17 protein-coding genes are annotated in these 18,124 nt (G+C 63.1%); 3 read left to right on the forward strand and 14 right to left on the reverse strand.

Annotated features, from left to right (window positions below):
• Positions 1 to 10: 10 nt before the first annotated feature.
• From RFM68_RS26805 to RFM68_RS26840, 8 genes are all read right to left on the reverse strand, one after another.
• Positions 11 to 997, reverse strand: a complete 987-nt coding sequence (locus RFM68_RS26805; protein WP_320236018.1) for an ABC transporter permease — start codon at positions 995 to 997, stop codon at positions 11 to 13.
• Positions 994 to 1,980, reverse strand: a complete 987-nt coding sequence (locus RFM68_RS26810) for an ABC transporter permease (RefSeq protein ID WP_320236019.1) — start codon at positions 1,978 to 1,980, stop codon at positions 994 to 996. The genes RFM68_RS26805 and RFM68_RS26810 overlap by 4 nt, the downstream gene beginning before the upstream one ends.
• On the reverse strand, positions 1,977 to 3,521 hold the full coding sequence (locus RFM68_RS26815; RefSeq protein ID WP_320236020.1) for a sugar ABC transporter ATP-binding protein: 1,545 nt from the start codon (positions 3,519 to 3,521) through the stop codon (positions 1,977 to 1,979). The genes RFM68_RS26810 and RFM68_RS26815 overlap by 4 nt, the downstream gene beginning before the upstream one ends.
• 214 nt (positions 3,522 to 3,735) lie before the next feature.
• The gene (locus RFM68_RS26820; protein ID WP_430694943.1) at positions 3,736 to 4,803 is read right to left on the reverse strand and encodes an ABC transporter substrate-binding protein; all 1,068 of its coding nucleotides are present in this window, start codon (positions 4,801 to 4,803) and stop codon (positions 3,736 to 3,738) included.
• Positions 4,804 to 4,857: 54 nt separating this feature from the next.
• The gene (locus RFM68_RS26825; RefSeq protein ID WP_320236022.1) at positions 4,858 to 5,772 is read right to left on the reverse strand and encodes a sugar phosphate isomerase/epimerase family protein; all 915 of its coding nucleotides are present in this window, start codon (positions 5,770 to 5,772) and stop codon (positions 4,858 to 4,860) included.
• Between the two features lie 20 nt (positions 5,773 to 5,792).
• Positions 5,793 to 7,349: a mannitol dehydrogenase family protein gene (locus RFM68_RS26830; protein WP_430694944.1), complete on the reverse strand. Its 1,557-nt coding sequence runs from the start codon at positions 7,347 to 7,349 to the stop codon at positions 5,793 to 5,795.
• Positions 7,325 to 8,107: an SDR family oxidoreductase gene (locus RFM68_RS26835; RefSeq protein ID WP_320236024.1), complete on the reverse strand. Its 783-nt coding sequence runs from the start codon at positions 8,105 to 8,107 to the stop codon at positions 7,325 to 7,327. Before RFM68_RS26835 ends, RFM68_RS26830 begins: the two co-directional genes overlap by 25 nt.
• Before the next feature lie 70 nt (positions 8,108 to 8,177).
• A complete protein-coding gene (locus tag RFM68_RS26840) occupies positions 8,178 to 9,077 on the reverse strand; it encodes a MurR/RpiR family transcriptional regulator (RefSeq protein WP_320236025.1) in 900 nt (299 codons plus the stop codon).
• Positions 9,078 to 9,291: 214 nt separating this feature from the next.
• Here RFM68_RS26840 and RFM68_RS26845 point away from each other — a divergent pair, with 214 nt between their 5' ends.
• Positions 9,292 to 10,476, forward strand: coding sequence for a Gfo/Idh/MocA family protein (locus RFM68_RS26845; RefSeq protein WP_320236026.1), 1,185 nt, complete (start codon positions 9,292 to 9,294; stop codon positions 10,474 to 10,476).
• Between the two features lie 50 nt (positions 10,477 to 10,526).
• On the opposite strand, the gene RFM68_RS26850 is transcribed toward RFM68_RS26845, so the two are convergent.
• From RFM68_RS26850 to RFM68_RS26860, 3 genes are all read right to left on the reverse strand, one after another.
• Positions 10,527 to 13,163, reverse strand: a complete 2,637-nt coding sequence (locus RFM68_RS26850; RefSeq protein WP_320236117.1) for a bifunctional diguanylate cyclase/phosphodiesterase — start codon at positions 13,161 to 13,163, stop codon at positions 10,527 to 10,529.
• Between the two features lie 179 nt (positions 13,164 to 13,342).
• Positions 13,343 to 14,254 (reverse strand): class I SAM-dependent methyltransferase, encoded by a 912-nt coding sequence (locus tag RFM68_RS26855; RefSeq protein WP_320236027.1) that lies wholly within the window; start codon positions 14,252 to 14,254, stop codon positions 13,343 to 13,345.
• 187 nt (positions 14,255 to 14,441) lie between these two features.
• Positions 14,442 to 14,621, reverse strand: coding sequence for a hypothetical protein (locus RFM68_RS26860; RefSeq protein WP_320236028.1), 180 nt, complete (start codon positions 14,619 to 14,621; stop codon positions 14,442 to 14,444).
• A gap of 301 nt (positions 14,622 to 14,922) precedes the next feature.
• On the opposite strand from RFM68_RS26860, the gene RFM68_RS26865 reads away from it, so the two are divergent.
• A complete protein-coding gene (locus tag RFM68_RS26865; RefSeq protein WP_320236029.1) occupies positions 14,923 to 15,354 on the forward strand; it encodes a hypothetical protein in 432 nt (143 codons plus the stop codon).
• An 87-nt stretch (positions 15,355 to 15,441) separates the two neighbouring features.
• Here RFM68_RS26865 and RFM68_RS26870 read toward each other — a convergent pair whose 3' ends face one another.
• The 3 genes from RFM68_RS26870 to RFM68_RS26880 all read right to left on the reverse strand — a co-directional run bounded on the left by RFM68_RS26870 (position 15,442) and on the right by RFM68_RS26880 (position 17,791).
• Positions 15,442 to 16,632 carry an NADH-quinone oxidoreductase subunit D gene (locus RFM68_RS26870; RefSeq protein WP_320236030.1) on the reverse strand — a complete coding sequence of 397 codons (1,191 nt, stop codon included), beginning with the start codon at positions 16,630 to 16,632 and terminating at the stop codon, positions 15,442 to 15,444.
• Between the two features lie 63 nt (positions 16,633 to 16,695).
• Entirely contained in the window at positions 16,696 to 17,091 is a 396-nt protein-coding gene (locus RFM68_RS26875; RefSeq protein ID WP_320236031.1) for a hypothetical protein, read from the reverse strand.
• 82 nt (positions 17,092 to 17,173) lie between these two features.
• Entirely contained in the window at positions 17,174 to 17,791 is a 618-nt protein-coding gene (locus RFM68_RS26880) for an alpha-ketoglutarate-dependent dioxygenase AlkB (protein WP_320236032.1), read from the reverse strand.
• Positions 17,792 to 17,885: 94 nt separating this feature from the next.
• Here RFM68_RS26880 and RFM68_RS26885 point away from each other — a divergent pair, with 94 nt between their 5' ends.
• Positions 17,886 to 18,110: a KTSC domain-containing protein gene (locus RFM68_RS26885; RefSeq protein ID WP_320236033.1), complete on the forward strand. Its 225-nt coding sequence runs from the start codon at positions 17,886 to 17,888 to the stop codon at positions 18,108 to 18,110.
• Positions 18,111 to 18,124 lie beyond the last annotated feature (14 nt).

Genomic DNA, 18,124 nt, shown 5'->3' on the forward strand with positions numbered 1-18,124 from the left:
CGGCCCGGTTCTACCTGTCCTCGACGATCCGCAAATAAGCCGCCGTCACGAACAGCACGATGAAACCGAACAGGATGCGGCGCCCGCCTTCGGGCATTTGCAGGATGGTGAGCAGGGTCGTCAGCACGGTGAGGATGAGCGCGCCGATGATGGTGCCCATGTAGCCGCCGCGGCCGCCGAAAATCGAGGTTCCCCCGATGACGGCGGCAGCCACCGAAGGAAGCACCAGTGGCTCGGCGAGCGACAGCGAGGGCGCCTTGATCAGGCCGATATAGAGCAGGCCGGTGATGCCGGCGAGCAGGCTGGAGAGGACGTAGAGCGCCGTGATCACCTGCCAGTAGCGGACGCCGGAGAGCCTGGCGGCGCGTTCATTGTCGCCGACGGCGTAGAGCAGGCGGCCGAAGCCGGTGCGGTTGAGCGTGAAGACGATCAGCACAGCCACGGGCACGAACAGGAAAAGCGCGTTGGGAAAGCCATAGGTGACGCCGGTGCCCAGCCAGTTGAGGAAATCCGGAATTCTCGCGCCCGAAGCGATAACGGTGCGTTGGTAGACCTGCAGGAAGCCGGTGCCGATCAGGCTGGTGCCCAGCGTCATGATCAGCGGATGGACGCGGAAGACGCCGACGCCGATGCCGTTGACGAGGCCGATCAGCACGGCGGGCAGCATGGCCAGCAGGAAAGCCACCGCCGGATCCTGGTTGACGATCTGCGTCGCCATGATGAAGGCGCTCATCGTCGCCACCGTGCCGACGGAAAGGTCGATGCCGCCGGTCAGCATCGTCATGGTCTGGCAGCCGGCGAGGATCGCCAGCGGAATAGCAAATTTAGCCGTGTTGGCGAGCCAGCGCTCGTTGACGACGCCGGGGCGCAGGATCTGCAGGATCATCACAAGAATGACCAGCAGGATGATCAGCGGGATGAGCGGCCGGTCTGCCATGAAGCGTCTGATGCGGCGGCCGAACGAGACAGGCTGGGGCATGGTCGCGGTGTCGGTCATGACGTTGCTCCCACCGGGCGACCGCGGATGGTGATGAAGGCGCCGAACATCACGACCGCAACCATGATCGCGCCTTCGATGATCGCGGTGACGTTCGGATCGATGGCTAGAAGGGTCAGGTCGGTGCGCACCAGCCTCAGCACGAAGACGGCGATGATCGGCCCGAGCAGGCCGCCCTTGCCGCCGCCGAGTGCGACGCCGCCCAGCACCACCGCCGCGACGCTGGCCAGCAAATAAGGCCCGGGGATGGGCGCGCCGATGCCGGTGCTCATCGTCAACGCCAGCCCGCCCATGGCTGCGAACAGGCCCGACAGCGCGTAGGCGATGATGCGGGTGCGCTTGACCGGTACGCCGCTGCGGAACGCCGCGAGCTCGCTCGAGCCGATGGCGTAGATGGAGAGGCCGAGGCGTGAACGCCGCAGCGGAATCCAGATGATGCAGAGGCAGACGACGAGCAGCATCAGCGCTTTGGGAACCCAGGCGTCGGCCCAATCCGGCAGGCCGGGGATCGGTACCGTGCCAATGACGCTCGCCTTGAGCCATTCGGCGGCGGCACCGCCGGGAGCGCCAAGCACGAGCAGTGCCGCGCCTTGCAGCACGAACAGCGTCGCAAGCGTGACCACGATATCCGGCACGCGGGTGACGACGATGAGGGCGCCGTTCAGCGCGCCGAGCACCAGCCCCATGGCGAGCACGAAGGGCACGACGAACAACGCATATTCCTCGCTGGCGCCGTTCATCATCGAGGCGGCCGTCACGCTGGTCAGCGCCATCATGGCGGCGACCGAAAGGTCGATGCCGCCGGCGATGACGACGACGGTCTGGGCGGCGACGGCAAAGGCGTAGGGCAAAACCGCCCGCGCGAGCGAGCCGAAGTCGCCACTGCCATAGCCCGGTTGGATCAGCCTGGTAATGACGAAGAGGAAGATCAGCAGAGCAAACAGGCCGGCAACCCAGCCCTGGTTGCGCAAGAAGCGGCTCATGACGCGGCCTCCGCATCGGAAGCGGGCCTGACATCGGCAAGGATGCCGACATCGGCCTTGGCGCCGCGCGGCAGGCCGTAGGCAGCCCGCATCAGCGTCGGCTCGTCGGCTTGTTCGACCGGGAAGGTATCGACGACGCGGCCGCCGAAGATGACGATGACGCGGTCGCAGACACGCTGCACCTCTTCCATTTCGGATGTATAGAACAGCACCGACTTGTCCTGGCCTGCGAGCTCGCGCAGCAGCTTGTAGATCTCCTGTTTGGTGCCGACATCGATGCCGCGCGTCGGGTCGAAGCAAAGGATGGTGCGGGCGTTCGCCGCGATCCAGCGGGCAATGGTCACCTTCTGCTGGTTGCCGCCGGAAAGGCGCTGCACCTCGCCCAGCGCGCGGGTGTCGATCTGCAATCTGGCGATGGCGCTGGAAACCACCACCTGCTCGCGCCGCATGCGGATCGGGCCCCATTTGCGAAGCGCCGCGCTGAAGGGGAGCGCGATGTTCTCACGCACAGAGCGCTGCATGGTCAAAGCCTCGGCGCGGTCGCCCGGCACATAGGCGATGCCGGCCTGGATGGCATCGCTCGGATGCGAGAAATTCACCGGCGCGCCATCGACGTCGATGGTGCCGCCTGTCGGACGGATCGAGCCGGCAAGGGCGGCGAAGAGCTCGTCCTGACCCTGTCCCTCGAGCGCAAACACGCCGACGACTTCGCCATTGGCGAGATCGAAGGAGACGTCGTTGAGCTTGGTGCCGAGTTGCAGGCTGCGGACCGACAGTCGCGGGCGGCTGCGGCCTGCGGCCGCGACATCATGTGCCGCGCGGGCGGCGACACGTGTCTTCTCGATGCGGGTGCCGAGCATCATCTCGACGATCTTTTCCTCGATGCCCGGTTCGATGTCGACGACACCGACAGTGGAGCCGTCGCGCAGCACGGTGGCGCGATCGCAGAGCGCGGAAATCTCGACGAAACGGTGCGAGATGAAGATGACGGAGCGGCCGGCGTCGCCCTGGCGGCGAACGACTTCGAGCACCTTCTCGGCGAGGTTTGCCGGCAACGCCGCGGTCATCTCGTCGAGCAGAAGCACATCGGGCTCGACGGCGAGCGCGCGTGCCAGGTCGAGCACGCGCAGGATGGCTAGAGGGATGTCGCGCGCGGTATCGCGGATGTCGAGCTTCGGAATGCCAAGCTCGCGCACCCAGGCACGGAACGGCTCGACCGGCGTGCCGGTGAGCCGAAGATTGGACAGGACATCGAGATCGGGGATCAGTGCCGGTTCCTGGTAGACCGGCAGCAGGCCGGCGCGCCGGGCGGCGGCGGGCGAGCGGACATCAAGCTGCTTGCCGCGGATCAGGATGCGGCCGGCATCGGCCCGGATCGCACCTGTGAGGATCTTCACCAGTGTCGACTTGCCGGCGCCGTTGGCGCCCATCAGCGCATGGACTTCGCCCGGCAATACGGAGAGCGATGCATTGCGCAGCGCTGCCACCGCGCCATAATTCTTCGCCACGCCGGTGGCGTCCAGCAATGGACTCTTCGGCAATTCGTTCGTCGTCAAATTAGGTGTTCTCGCACGAGAGCAGTTCGGCATGGTAGTTCGCTGCACTGCTCCAACTATCTGTTTTTACGCAATTCCGGACGGAAAGTTACGGCGAGGTCGCCGAACCCGACCGTTACGCACTTTTCCTGGAATTGCTCGAAGCATCGAGGACGGCAAGTTGATACCTGCCGTCCTCACGGTCGAAGTCAATGGCTGGTTATTCGCCGGGGCCCTTGCAGGCGACGATCTGGTCCTTGGTGTAGGTGGTCCAGTCCGGGATCGAGATCGAGACCGGCCATTCGGGGCTGAGCGACGGGTCGGCGGCAGCTTTCAGCTTGGCCTTGCCCTCGTCGGTGGCGTTGTCCCACAGCTGAGGGTCGACCAGCACGGTCTGCTGCGCCGGCTTCTTGCCGTCGAGGATCTGCAGGGCCAGTGTGACGCCGGCGCCGCCGATCGAGCCGGGGTTGGTGACGGCCGCGCCGACCAGACCCTTGACCGTGTTCAGCTGGCCGACGAAGCCGGCATTGTCGGCGCCGACGACCGGCACCATGGGAGCCTGCTGCTCGACCAGCGCGTCGACGATGACGTTGTCGATGCCGGAGGTCCAGATGCCGTTGATCGGGGTGCCGGTGGCGAGGAAGGAAAGGATCTGCTGCTTGGCCTGATCCTGCTGCCAGCCGGTGAAGACCTCCTGCGCGACCTTCACGTCGGGGAATTCGGCCAGCGCCTTCTTGAAGCCTTTGTCGCGATCGGAGTCGGCCGAAGCGCCGGCGGCGCCGCGCATGTAGAACACCTCGCCCTTGCCGCCCATCTGCTGGAACAGCCACTTGGCGCCGAGATAGGCATATTGTTCCTGGTTGTTCGAAATGATGTAGGCGGAGGGCTCGGTCACCGCCTGATCGACGGCGACGACGACGATACCGGCCTTGGTGGCCTCCTCCAGGCCTGCCTTGATGCCGGCCGGATCGGCCGGGTTGACGACAATGGCGTTGACCTTGGCGCTGATCAGGTTGCGGATGTCCTCGAGCTGGCCGGCGGCGTCGGTGTTGCGGTGGGCGATGTTGAGCTTCGCCACCTCGCCGGAAGCGAGCGCCTGCGCCTTCATGGCGCAGATCATTTCCTCGCGCCAGCCATTGCCCTGCACGGTGTTGGAAATGCCGATCGTGTACTTGCCGGCGGCGGCCGAAGCGCCCACCGAGGCAAGCAAGGCGGCGCCGGCAAGTAGTGGAATAATGGGCAGCGAGGCCACGGTCAGATGTCTTTTCATTTCAGTACTCCTCCACATTGATTGTCAGTTGTCGGTTCCGGGACGCCGACGTGGTCGGCGCCAAGCTTTTCGTCATTTGATGAAGGGGCGCAGCACGTCGCGGGCAAGCAGGAAGCCGCGCTTTACCTTTTCATCCGTTCCCTCGAAGCGCCGGTCCTCATGTTCGATGATGACCGGTCCGTCATATCCGGCCCGGTAAAGGCCGGAAAAGATCCTGCTCCAGTCGATGTCCCCAAGCCCCGGCATGCGCGGCACCTGCCAGCCTATGCCAGCCGAAAGGATACCGCGCTCGTACAAACCATCATGATCAATCATCAGGTCCTTGGCATGCACATGCAGCATGTGTTTGCCAAACTCGCGGATGAAGCGCTCCTTGTCGATCATCTGCCAGACGAGATGCGACGGGTCGAAGTTCATGCCGACGTCGCCACCCCAGGCTTCGAGGATGCGACGCCAGACGTAAGGCGAGTAGGCGATGTTGTGCCCGCCGGGCCATTCGTCGTAGCTGAAGATCATCGGGCAGTTCTCGAAGGCGAGCTTCACGCCGTGGTCGCGCGCGTGGGCGATGATCGCGGGCCAGACTTTCTGGGCATCCTCCCAGTTGGCGTCGACGGTCTTCGAGGCGTCGCCGCCGCAGAAAGTGTTGACCAGCGGCACACCCATATGGCTCGCCAGTACGATCACCTTCTTCAGGTGGTCGATCACCGCTTCGCGATGCGCCTGGTCGGGATGCAGGGGATTGGGGTAGAAGCCGAGGCCGGAGATGGTCACACCCCTGCCGGAAAGCCCGGCGGCGATGTCCCTGGCCTGCGCGGCCGAGGTGCCGGCGGCATCGATATGGCTGGTGCCGGCGTAGCGGCGGCTGACGTCCGAAGTCTTCGGCCAACAGGCGATCTCCAGCGCCTCGAAACCGACCGAGCGCGCCCAGTCGACGACCTCGCCGAGCGGCGTATCCGGGAATGGCGCGGTGAGCAGTCCAAGCTTCATGTTCCCTCCCAAATACCTAACTATGCAGATCGCGCCGGCTGCTTCAACCGCGCATCCGTTGGCCCAGCAGAGGCCCGTCCGACAAAGCTCGTCGGATCATCCGAGAGCAGGCCGTCTAGGCCAGTGATTACCTGGGCGCGGAATGTCGCGTTGGCGGCCAAAGCCGGGTTGAAAATGGCGTCGATGGCTAGGATCGAGTCGACAAGCGCGTTGCTGTCCGAACCGATGCGGTCGGCTATCGCCGCAATTTTCTCGGCAAAGGGATCCGACACCTGCCAGGCGCGGCCGAACCGCCTGGAAGCCTTGATCAGATAGGCCATCCAGCCGGCTACAGACACCGAGAGAAGCCCGATGCTTTCATCCTTGGCCAGGCGGTCGCGGATCGGGTTCAGCAGGCGCTGCACGATCTTCTGCGAGCCGTCGGTGGCGATCTGGTGGTTGCGGTGGCGGATCGCGGTGTTGGCGAGGCGCGACAGGCTCTGCTCGACATAGGCCGCCGGCGCGATGCCGGGCACAGGCATCAGCGTCGGCAGTGTTTCCTCGGTCAGCATGCGGCGAACGAAATTCGCCAGCAGCGGGTCGCCGATAGCGTCCGAAGTGTGCTGGAAGCCGCCGAGCACGCCGAGATAAGAGAGCGTCGTCTGCGCGCCGTTCAGCACCCGCATCTTGAGATGCTCGAACGGCGTGACGTCGTCGACAAAGATCGCGCCGGCGAAATCCCAGCGTGGCGCGCGTCCGGCGAAGCGGTTCTCGATCACCCATTGGCGAAAGTGCTCGCCGACAACCACGGCGCTATCGCGATAACCATAGCGTTGTTCGACGGTGTCGATATCAGCCTCGGTCGTCGCCGGTGCGATGCGATCGACCATGGCCGAAGGGAAGGCGACATTGCCTTCGATCCACTCCACCAGCTTCCTGCCGCGCCGTTCGGCGAATGTTCGCACGACATTGCCGAGGATGATGCCGTTGGCCGGGATGTTGTCGCAGGAGAGCAGCGTCACCGGCCTGCCATGTGAGGCCATGCGCAGTTCCAGCGCCCTTGCCAGAATGCCGGGCACGCTGCGCGACGTTTCGGGATTGGCGAGATCGTGCGCGATATCAGGGTGGTCGAGATCGAGCGCGCCGCTCGACGGGATGTGGCAATAGCCTTTTTCGGTCACCGTCATGGTGACCATCTCGATGTCAGGCGAGGCCAGCACGTCCAGCGCAGGCGCCGCACTGTCCTGGCTGTCGACGACGCGGACGATGCTGCCGATGATGCGCGCTTCGACTTCGTCGTTCTGGCGGATAAGCCGCGTGTAAAGACCATCCTGCCGGCCAAGCGTTTCGGCAAGCAAAGGCGGCCGTATGTTGATGCCGACCAGTCCCCAGCGGTCGAAACGGTTTGCCAGGAGGTCGTCGGTGTATTCGGCCTGATGGCAGCGGTGAAAGGCGCCGACGCCGATATGGGCGATCCCCGGCTTCAGCGCGGCGCGATCGTAAGCCGGCTTGCGGACCTCGGATGGCAAGCGGCCGAGCAGGGCGGGGCCGAGGCTTCCGGGCGGCGACGCGCTCACCGGTTGGCTCCGATCACCCATTGCTCCTGGTCGACCAGCGTGCCGGTCATCGGACCGGCCGCATCCGAAAGCAGGAAGACGGCGAGACTGGCGATGTCGGTCACGGAGAACAGCCGGCCGAAGGGCTGCGTCGCATTGGCCGCGTCGAGCCAGCCCGGACCTCGGCCAAGCGTCTCTGCCTGCATGATGCGTTCGGCCGGGGTGTCGGTCCAGCCGACATTGATGCCGTTGACGCGGATGCGGTCGAAGCGGTGGGCATTGGCGGCATTCTTGGTCAGCGTCGCCAGCGCGCCCTTGGTGGCGGAATAGACGGCAAGCTCGGGTGAGCCGCAATGCGCGTTGATCGACAGGATGTTGACGATGGCACCGCCTCGACCGCGCTTCTTCATGTCGGCAATGGCCGCCTGCATCAGGAAGAAAGGCGCGCGGGTGTTGACGGCAAACAGCGATGCCCAGCCATCGAGCGTGGCATCGACGAAAGAGGCGCGATCGGTCAGGCCGGCGGCGTTGACCAACCCGTCGATGCGGCCGAAGCGTTCGATGCAGGCTTGTGCCAGCCGCGCCGGGGCTTCCGGATCGCCGAGGTCGGCAGCGGCAAAAGCAGTGGCGGTGCCCATGGCCGCAAGCTCCGCGACGACAGCGTCACCGCGCTTCTGGTCCCGGCCGGTGATCAGCAGTCCGGCGGCACCGGAGCGCGCGGCAATCTCGGCGATCGCGCGGCCGATGCCTTGCGTCGCGCCGGTGACCAGCACCACCTTTCCGTCGAGACGAACCTCCATTCCTCCTCCCGGAACAAAGTTTCCATTTTTTCAAATATGGAACGATAGTTCCCGATAGTCAATCACGCCGTCAGCCTGTCCGCTGCGCAACGACGCCGTGGACCAAGGCCATGCCGACGGCCAGCGAGGCGGCAAGCGAGCGGAAGCCGCCGAAATCCTGTTCGACCACTTCCAGCCAGGTGTCGGAGAGCTTCACCAGCGGCGAAAAGGTGCTGTCGGTTATGGTGACGATGCGCGCCTTGCGCTCATGCGCGACTGCGACGAGGTCGGGCGTGATCGAATTATAGGGGCTGAAGGAGACGGCAAGCACCGCGTCGCGCGGCGTGATGCAGCCGACCTGGTCGAGCGCGGTCGAGCCGACATTGTCGACCAGCACGTTGCGAACGCCTTGCTGCGAGAGCGTCAGCGACAGATAGGTGGTGACCGGGAAGGCGCGCTTGCTGCCGATGACATAGATCAGCTCCGCCGCCGCCAGCTGGTCGATCATCGTTTCGAAACTGTCGATGTCGAATGTATTGCCGATGCGATCGAGCGAGGCTTGGCAGGCACCCACCATGCCGTTGAGGAAATGCAGGTTTGCGTTCTGCTCCGCGGCCTTTTCCAGGCTGCCTTGCGTGTCCGGCCAGGAGCCTTTCATGCGGTCCTTGAACAGGAGCTGGAAATCGGAAAAGCCGGAATAGCCGAAGATCTGCGCGAAGCGCACCAGGGTCGAGGGCTGCACGCTGGCCTGTTCCGCTACCTGCGCGATCGTGCCGAGCGCCACTTCGCTCGGATGCTGCCAGAGGAAGATCGCTACCTGGCGAAGCCGCTTCGGGAAATGCACGGTGCCTGACGAAAGCACCGCCCGCAATTCCTCGTAGGTTTGCGGCTTGGTGTAGCCCAACGCTGCCAGCGACCGGCTTCGCTTTCTCGCCGCAGTCTCCAGGCTATGTGCGGACGGTTCGTCGGCCGCTTCGCGACGGCCGCTCATAGGATATGCCTCATCGTGACCCCAACCATCGGATGCGTCATCCGATCCCTGCCCTCCGGATGCGGCCCACCTCCTGGGCCTGGGTAAAAGCTAACGCGGCACAATCGTTTTACAAAACAAAAAATAGAAATATCATTCGAAAACAATGACAGCCGGTTATGACGAACAACCGCGCCGGCCGGCACATCGAACCTCGGGGAGAATAATCGCAATCATGGTCTATGCAACCGCTGATGGTACGTCGCGTCAACGTCTCCGCGTCGGAATGGTCGGAGGCGGCCGCAATGCCTTCATCGGCGCCGTGCACCGGCTGGCCATGCGGCTCGACGATCAGATCGCGCTGGTCGCGGGCGCGCTGTCCTCCGATCCGGACAATGCCGCGACCTCCGCCGCGGAGATCGGCATCGCGCCGGAGCGCAGCTACGCCGACTACCGCGCCATGGCGAGAGCCGAAGCAGCGCGGGCCGATGGCATCGAGGCGGTGGTCATCGTCACGCCCAACCATCTGCACGCGCCGATCGCCACCGCCTTCCTCGAGGCCGGCATCGACGTGATCTGCGACAAGCCGCTGTCGACGACGCTTGGCGAGGCCGAAGCGCTGGTTGCGCTGACCAAAGCGAAGAAGCGTCGCTTCGTCGTCACGCTCAACAACACCGGCTACGCCATGGTCCGCCAGGCGCGCGAAATGGTGGCGGCGGGCGAGCTTGGCCGCATCGTGTCCGTGCACGGCGCCTATATCCAGGACTGGCTGACCAGGCCGATCGACGCCGAGGGCCAGAAGCAGGCGGAATGGCGCACCGATCCAACGCGTGCCGGGCAGTCGGCGGTGCTCGCCGATATTGGCGTCCATGCCTTCAACCTGGCAAGCTTCGTCTCCGGCTTCGAGGCCGAGGCGGTCTCCGCCGACCTCTTCACCGCGGTGCCGGGGCGGCGGCTCGACGACAATGCGCATGTCATGCTGCGCTGGACAAGCGGAGCCCGCGGCACGATCCTCGCGAGCCAGACGTCGCCCGGCCACTACAACGACCTCTCGGTGCGCATCTATGGCGAGAAGGCCGGGCTGGAATGGTCGGGCTCGCGGCCGGAGGAGCTGCGCTTCTCGCCCTATGGCGAGGAAACGCGCATACTGGTGCGCGGCGGCCATGGCTCGATGGCGGAGGCCCGGCGCGTCTCGCGCATGCCGGCGGCTCACCCGGAAGGCTATATCGAGGCCTTCGCCAATTTCTATCGCGACGCCGCCGACATTATTCGCGTTCATCGCTCGGGCGGAACGGTCGATGCAGGGCGTGCGGCGCAGGTGCCCGACGTGGTCGACGGCGCGTGCGGCGTGAAGTTCGTGGCGGCGGCGGTGGAGTCGAATGCGGCGGGCGGAGCTTGGACACCGGCACGGTTCGGATGAGGCGCGAAGCCTTGCCGGGGCGGAATGCAAGCGAGAGATTTCGAACAGGATTAGCCTGCGACGCGCAACCGACGAGATCGAACAAAGCTTCTCAGGTCTTCGGGATTCAATGCGCGCCCGAATGCGTAGCCTTGCAATATGTCGCAGCCTAGCCCCTTGAGCAGACGTGCATGCTTCATCGTTTCCACGCCTTCAGCGACGATCTCGATGCCCAAGGATTTGCCGATTTCGATGATGGAGGAGACGACTTGCCTTTGCTGCGGTGAGTTCACGATAGGATCCACCAGCTGGCGATCTATCTTCAGGCGGCGGGGCTGCAACTTGAGCAAACTGACAATGGATGCGTAGCCGGTGCCAAAGTCGTCGATTTCGATGTCGATGCCGAGTTCCTTGATCTGCTCAACGTTCCACGTGACCAAATCGTCGTTGTCGTCGAGGAAGATCGACTCGACGAGTTCAAAGGATAAGGTGCCCTTCCTGATGTTGAGGTCCCGCAGACTCTTCAGGAGCTCCTCATCCTGAAGGCGCCGCGCCGAAACGTTGACTGACACGCGCGGAATGCCAATCCTCTCTGCGGTCCACGCCTCGAAATCCAACAGCGATTGCTGCAGGATTTTCCGATCTATCACCGAGACGACATTCAGTTCTTCGGCGATCTTCAGAAAAACGTCTGGTGCCAGAATGCCCCTCTCTGGATGCTTCCATCGCGCCAGCGCTTCAACTCCCACGATCTCCAGCGTCTTCGCGTCAAATTGCGGCTGGTAGTATGCGACGAATTCATTTCGCTCCAGACCGGCCAGAATCTCGTCGGCTATTCTCTTTGTCTTGACGATTTCGCTTTGCAACTCGCCACTGAAGAATTCATGCCGGTTGCGCCCCCGCCTCTTTGCCCGGTAGAGCGCGATGTCGGCGTTCACCAGCAGCTGCCTTGCATCGGCGTCGTTGCCATTGTCGATCGAAATTCCGACGCTGACGCCAAAACGGCATTGGTGGCCGTGATAGTAAACAGGTCGGCGCATCTGTTCGATAATGCGGTTGGCGAGCACGGCCGCTTGGCTGGCATCGTCATGCACCGTGCAGAGCACGACGAATTCGTCTCCTCCAATTCGAGCGACGAAGCCGCGGTCGCCGACATTGGACTGGAGAACGGATGACGCGTGCACCAGCATTGCGTCGCCAGCCGCGTGGCCGAGCGTATCGTTGATGTGCTTGAAGCGGTCTAGATCGACATGAAGCAGCGCCGCGTAGCCACCGTTGAGCCTGGCCTTTGCCGCATAATTTTCCAGCATCTGGTCCAGGTAACGCCGATTGGGCAAATCCGTCAGCGAATCGTGCAGGGCGACGTGTTCTATGCGCGCCTTGGCAGATTCAAGTTCCGTATTTTTCGACTCGGTCAGCTGTTTTGCGCGAACCAGATCAGTGTTCAGCAAAACATCTGCTGTCACGTCCCATTCCGCGCCAACCATTCGCGGCGAATTGTTTGCGGTCTGGTAGAAGGTCGCCCTGGACCGGACGTGACGAATTTCGCCGTTCGGACGAACAACCCGGTATTCCGATGAATATGTGCCTCGCCCGGTCACGGCATTGTCGAAGTCTGCAAGCGCCTGAGGCAGATCGTTGGGATGAATGGCCCCGGCCCAGTCGGAATATCCGCGCGGTCCGCCATCGGCCTCCCTGCCGTATATTTCGTTGACGCGGTCGTCCCAAGCAAGATGGTTGGTTTCGAGGTCGTGTTCCCAAACGCCGATGGCCGAGGCCTCCAGGGCAAGTTCCAGTCGCCGCGACAGCCGATGCAGTTCCCAGTAGTTTCGCTGCCGTTCATTGATCAGGCGGCCTGCCGCCAGGAAGGGAATCAAAATCAGCGCCGCTGCTGCCGCCATGATCGCCCGGAGCCGCCAGGCGTTGGCGGGCGTGGCGGGCCAACCGCCCTTGGGAATCGCAGCGATCTGCCAGGAGCCTGATGGAAAAAGAACGTCGGCCGTCACAGGATCGCTTTTGACGACCCGTTCGTCGCCGAAGAACTGCACTCCTTTCGTGCCAAGGGCGTCATTGCCGATGAGGGCTATGTCGATCCCGAGATCCTTGTCGAGAAGACCGCTTGCCTGGTAGAGGCGCTGCACGTCGACGACTGCGGAAACGATGCCCCAGAACCGTTCGGTGTTGCCCGCGCTTTTAACGAACACCGGAAATCGGCCGATGAAGGCCCGCCCTCCCTGCGCCAGATCGACCGGGCCGGCAAGAATGAGCTTGCGCTCGTCGCGCGCACGCAGCGCCGCCGCACGCTGCTGGTCGTTGTTGCGATAGTCGAGGCCGATAGCCTTCTCGTTGCCGGCCATCGGGTACATCAAGGAAATGACCAGGTCGGGCGCGCCGGCAATGTTGCGAAGCTGGGAATCTTCGTTGAACAGTCTGCTGGCAAGCTCAGTGAAACGTTGCTGTCCCATGTAGGGCTCGGTCGTGACTGCTGCGACCAGTCCTCGCGCCAGCTGAAGGTTGCCGTTGATCTTCCCTTCGAGTTTGGCGCGAACGACATTAACCTTAGCCAGGACGTCCACGCGGGCGACCTGATCCGAAACAATCTTGTTTTGATGGTCGGCGAGCACCGCGCACACGGCAATAACCACAACCGCGATCGCCACCGGAATCCTTGCCGATGAAAAGACGCCCCCCTTCACGTGGGCGAACATATTGGCGGAAAAAGCCAATAAAGCGATGTTCCCTGTGCCTCTCAGGCTCTCTGGGCGAGCCTCATCAAGGGAATATTAGTTCGCAATAACTTAATTTTGGCCTTCACAATCTTTAAAAATTTTCCGCCTTCGGAGACTGGTGTGCGGAAAACGCACACCAGAACTTACCGCATACGAAACTAGTGGCTATCGACCTTCTTCTGGACGATCCGATACGTCCCAACGCCGCGCTTGGTTGCCCCGATTGAATAGGCCATCGGAATCTTGGGAGCGTTTTCGGGAAGGCCGTACATATCCTTGCCGGCCCTTACCGCGAATGAAAAGTGCTGCCAGGAAACTGTGTCGTGCTCGTTGAGGAAATCGAGCGTCAGGCCCGCAGCGATCAAGGCGTTCACCACGTCGCTGATCGGATGAATCCATTCATAGTAGCGAGGATGCTTCAAGGCGCGCTCATCGCCGGTGTAGGTCAGTTTCTCGTTCCAGACGAGCGGTCGCGCTACAGGCGTTCGCCAATCGTCCTTCAACTCGAGTGCAGCAGCCTTGCGATTGCACTGGAACATCAAGGGATGGCCTTCGGCCATATAGAGCCGGCCACCGGGCCGCAGAAGATCGGCAACCACCCGGGCCCAACGGAAGACATCGTCAAGCCAGTTCACCGATCCCCAGGTAACGTAGACGATGTCATAGGTCCGGTCGAGCGCTTCGACGGCCTCGTACAGCGGCGCTTCCACGAAGCGAACATCGCTGCCCGCCTTGGAGGCGAAATCTCGCGCCGCCCCGATTGCTCTTGGTGAAAAATCCAGGCCTGTCACGCTGCCAGCGCCGAGATTCCTCAGGCTGATCGTGTCGAGCCCGATGTGACATTGCAGATGGACGATGTCCTTGCCGAAAATGTCACCAACTTCGCGTGTTTCCAGCTCATAGAGGTTGGATCCACCGGCAAGCACGTTCTCAATGCGGTAGCTGCCAGTTTTGTCGGTAGCGTGCAGTTCGGCCCGATCGTCCCAATTCAGGAGATTCGCGTCCAGAAACGGTTCCAAAGTGCCCCCGATCTCAGCCGCCCGCAGGGTTAACAGCTGGTTAATGGACATTGCAGGGAGAGGGCCTAGGCGTCAATCCCGAATGATGCACCTGGCGCGAGGCTGGGCGGCTCGGCGATAACGCTCATATGCTTGGCGAGAATTGACGGCCGCCAGAATGCCCCGCTGGTTTGATCGCTGAGTCCACGATGCCGACTTTCCAGGCGACGATGCGCGGGAATAAATGGGAGGAGGCGCGTCAGTGGCGCCGCATGTTAAGCGAATGCTTGGGCGGCTCGTCATTCTCATCGGGATTCGGGATCGGCTCCTCGTCGGGCAGCCGATCCGGATCCGGCTCGCGCATCGGCTTCGGTTCCGGGATGGGCGGCGGCGTGGGCACCGGCGTTGGAGACGGGTCCGGATTGGGGAGAATGGCCATCGCGTTTTCCTTCCGCTCGGTGCCTTGGCAAGCTCTGCTGCAATCCCAACAAGCGGGACGTCCTGCCCGACCTGAAATGATGGAGGCGATCGCCGCAATCGGACGCTTCGTCGGGAGCGATCGGCGGCGCAAGCTGGCAGAACGGTCGCGTCCGCGGATGGTTCCAATACGATAGCGCCGCCCGATGGCGACAAGTAGCGATCAAATGATTCTCCGCGCCTGTTTGGGCTCTTGCCGGCGTTGAGCGGCGCCTTAGTTCCCACTGCGGGCGGGTGATTATCTGTCGACACAGGAGACGGCCGTGAAGCACCAAACCCTTGACCAAATCAACGCCGTTGCCGACGTTCAAGCCGAAGCACCGGCTCTCATCGCCAATCGCGGCCAGCGCCTCGAGCGCTGGGCGCAGCTTCTCGAACAAAGTCCGAGCCGCCTCACGGCGCTCGCAGGCACCGAATACGCCTCACCCGACGCGCGTGAAAGAATGCGTACCGACGGATCGGCGATCACCGTCGCTTTCGAGGATCCGATCTTTCGCGCGCAAGGCTTGCGGGACGACACTTACGGCGAAGCCAAGCGTTTCTTCGAAATGAGCGACTGGCAGCTGCATGAGGTCGTCTGCCATTGCCATGTCGGGGCCAACATGCCGTCGCGCTGGGCGGCGTCGCGCGTGCGCGCGGCGATCTCTCCGGGCGCGGGCATCCTTGCCTGGCTGAGAGCGGTGTTCATGCATTAGCGATGGCCGCGATGCACGCAATCGCGACCGTTCAAGACCTCGATGGGAGCGACGGAGGCGTGGTGGGCACTCCGCGCTCCCTCTTGTTCAGCGATCGATCTCGCCAAAGACGATGTCGAGCGAGCCGATGATCGCCGCGACATCCGCCACCATGTGCCCGCGCGACAGAAAATCCATCGCCTGCAGATGGGCGAAGGACGGCGCGCGTATCTTGCAGCGATAGGGAACGTTACTGCCGTCCGAGACCAGATAAACGCCGAACTCGCCTTTCGGCGCCTCCACCGCTGCATAGACTTCGCCCTGCGGCACGCGGTGGCCTTCGGTATAAAGCTTGAAATGCTGGATCGTCGCTTCCATCGAGCGCTTCATAATGGCGCGCGGCGGCGGCGTGATCTTCCGGTTCGGCACGGCGACAGGACCCTGGCCATCGGGCGAGCGCAGCTTTTCCAGGCACTGCCGCATGATCCTCACCGACTGCCGCATCTCTTCCATGCGCACCAGATAGCGGTCGTAACAGTCGCCGTGCTTGCCGACCGGAATGTCGAAATCCATCTCGGGATAGCACTCATAAGGCTGCGCCTTGCGCAGATCCCAGGCCGCGCCGGATCCGCGCACCATGGGGCCGGAGAAACCCCACGCCCAGGCGTCATCGAGCGGAATCACGCCGACATCGACGTTGCGCTGCTTGAAGATGCGGTTGTCGGTCAGCAGTTCCTCGAGATTGTCGCAGGCCTTCAGGAACGGATCGCAGAAATCCCAGATGTCGTCCAGAAGCTGCCCCGGCAGGTCCTGGTGCACGCCGCCGACGCGGAAATAATTCGCGTGCATGCGGGCGCCGGAGGCGCGTTCATAGAACACCATCAGCTTCTCGCGCTCGGCGAAACCCCAGAGCGGCGGCGTCAGCGCGCCGATATCCATGGCCTGCGTGGTGACGTTGAGAAGATGCGACAAGAGCCGCCCGATCTCGCAAAACAGCACGCGGATCAACTGCCCGCGCCGGGGAACCGACAGTTCGAGCAGCTTTTCGGCGGCAAGGCAGAAGGCATGCTCCTGGTTCATCGGCGCGACATAGTCGAGCCGGTCGAAATAGGGCAGGGCCTGCAGATAGTTTTTGTATTCGATCAGCTTCTCGGTGCCGCGATGCAGCAGGCCGATATGCGGATCGGCGCGGTCGACGATCTCGCCGTCCAATTCCAGCACCAGCCTGAGCACGCCGTGCGCCGACGGGTGCTGCGGTCCAAAATTCAGCGTGAAGTTGCGCACCGCGGCTTCGGTCATGGCGACCTCCGCAAGAGTGAGTGTCGAAGGCGGACCGCGACCGGCCGGCCGCGGCCCGACCGGTCATGCCGTCGTCTGGATGATCAGCGTCAGTGTGCCGTCACCGTCGATATTTGCGGCGACGACCTGGGTAGAGTTGAGGCCGTTGGCGCGCAGGACCGACGTTGCCTCGGGCGAGGCATCGACCGAGCTCTGCAGCTTTGCCAGTTCCTTGGCGGTCGTCCTGGTGACTATGGCTTCCGCCTGCGATTTCACCTCAGCCGGCAGGTCCTCCATCGCCACCACGACAATGTTGGTGACATTTTTATCGGAATTTCCTTGATCGGGCTGTGCCTGGTCGGGCCCAGGCTCCTGCGCCGGTGGCATGGCCTGCGGCGGTTGCGGATTGGCGAGTTGAGCAGAAGCGGGCTGCGCCAAGGCCATTGCCGACAGCGTCAGAACTATCGTCAACGTGCGCATGGTCCTTCCTTCCCTATTGCGAAACCTCACCACACAACCCCTCGTTCGGAGGATGGTTCCCCGAGATTCGCCGTGTGCCAGCTCAGTTGGCGCGCATCGTGCGAAATGTCACGGAATAGCGGTGTCGTCCGACAGGCGGGATGCTGTGTTCCCACTCGTTTCGTGACGGGCCGGCCATGAGATAAACCGACCTGGGCTCGACTTCGATCGTTTCACGGTCCCATGCCGCGCCGTTCCTGCGGCGCAGCCGGAAGCTGCAGGCCGCCAGCAGGGAGACGCCGGCGACCAGCTCGAAATGGGGCCTGTCCCGGTGCCAGCCTATGCCGGCGCCGAGGCGATACTCGTTGATCAGCACTTGCGCGAACGCGGCGGCAGGGACGCCTGCGAAATCGGCGACCTTGGCGCGAAGCGGCAACAGGAAGTCCGGAATCGGCGGTGCCTTGAGCATCTGGCGGCGCCCATAGTCATAGCGCAGGCCGAAGCCGACGATCTGCCTGTTGGCAAGATGGCCGTGAAAATCGAACGGTTTGAAGGGCAGGCCCTGGATGTGACGGACCAGTTCGTGCTCTTCGCCTCGGGCTATCAGGTTCGGCTGGTAAGAGAAGCCTTCGGGCAGGCTTGCGGGAGGCAGGCTTGCGGGCGCACCGAAGAGATCGCCCTGGAAGGCGCTCTCTGCGGTCCGGTTTTTGGCTGATGACATGCGGCTCAGATAGGCAATCGGAGCCCTTGTGCAAGGTCGATCCCGGCATGGCGGAACCTCGCGCTGCGCGAAGGATTACAGGTTGGAAAGCAGGATGCCCGACATGCCTTCCACCGCGATCCAGAACATCCGTTACGATCCGTCGAGGCGGGTCCTTTCCGTTTGGTTCGTCCCAACCGGCGACCGCTATGACTACGTGGGTGTGGGACCCGAGACCTACATCGGATTCAAGACAGCTTCCTCAAAGGGTAAATTCTTCAACAAATTCGTGCGCGATCGTTTCAGATACCATCTGGTTAAGCACGGACGTCGGCATTGAGCGCCAGGGCCGCA

It is taken from the genome of Mesorhizobium montanum (genome assembly GCF_033977145.1).
Lineage (GTDB): Bacteria > Pseudomonadota > Alphaproteobacteria > Rhizobiales > Rhizobiaceae > Mesorhizobium > Mesorhizobium montanum.

Coding starts and splice junctions, on each gene's coding strand:
- RFM68_RS26805 (WP_320236018.1), bottom strand. CDS start 997: ATGACCGACACCGCGACCATGCCCCAGCCTGTCTCGTTCGGCCGCCGC.
- RFM68_RS26810 (WP_320236019.1), bottom strand. CDS start 1,980: ATGAGCCGCTTCTTGCGCAACCAGGGCTGGGTTGCCGGCCTGTTTGCT.
- RFM68_RS26820 (WP_430694943.1), bottom strand. CDS start 4,803: ATGTGGAGGAGTACTGAAATGAAAAGACATCTGACCGTGGCCTCGCTG.
- RFM68_RS26825 (WP_320236022.1), bottom strand. CDS start 5,772: ATGAAGCTTGGACTGCTCACCGCGCCATTCCCGGATACGCCGCTCGGC.
- RFM68_RS26830 (WP_430694944.1), bottom strand. CDS start 7,349: ATGGGTGATCGGAGCCAACCGGTGAGCGCGTCGCCGCCCGGAAGCCTC.
- RFM68_RS26835 (WP_320236024.1), bottom strand. CDS start 8,107: ATGGAGGTTCGTCTCGACGGAAAGGTGGTGCTGGTCACCGGCGCGACG.
- RFM68_RS26840 (WP_320236025.1), bottom strand. CDS start 9,077: ATGAGCGGCCGTCGCGAAGCGGCCGACGAACCGTCCGCACATAGCCTG.
- RFM68_RS26845 (WP_320236026.1), top strand. CDS start 9,292: ATGGTCTATGCAACCGCTGATGGTACGTCGCGTCAACGTCTCCGCGTC.
- RFM68_RS26850 (WP_320236117.1), bottom strand. CDS start 13,163: ATGTTCGCCCACGTGAAGGGGGGCGTCTTTTCATCGGCAAGGATTCCG.
- RFM68_RS26855 (WP_320236027.1), bottom strand. CDS start 14,254: ATGTCCATTAACCAGCTGTTAACCCTGCGGGCGGCTGAGATCGGGGGC.
- RFM68_RS26860 (WP_320236028.1), bottom strand. CDS start 14,621: ATGGCCATTCTCCCCAATCCGGACCCGTCTCCAACGCCGGTGCCCACG.
- RFM68_RS26870 (WP_320236030.1), bottom strand. CDS start 16,632: ATGACCGAAGCCGCGGTGCGCAACTTCACGCTGAATTTTGGACCGCAG.
- RFM68_RS26875 (WP_320236031.1), bottom strand. CDS start 17,091: ATGCGCACGTTGACGATAGTTCTGACGCTGTCGGCAATGGCCTTGGCG.
- RFM68_RS26880 (WP_320236032.1), bottom strand. CDS start 17,791: ATGTCATCAGCCAAAAACCGGACCGCAGAGAGCGCCTTCCAGGGCGAT.
- RFM68_RS26885 (WP_320236033.1), top strand. CDS start 17,886: ATGCCCGACATGCCTTCCACCGCGATCCAGAACATCCGTTACGATCCG.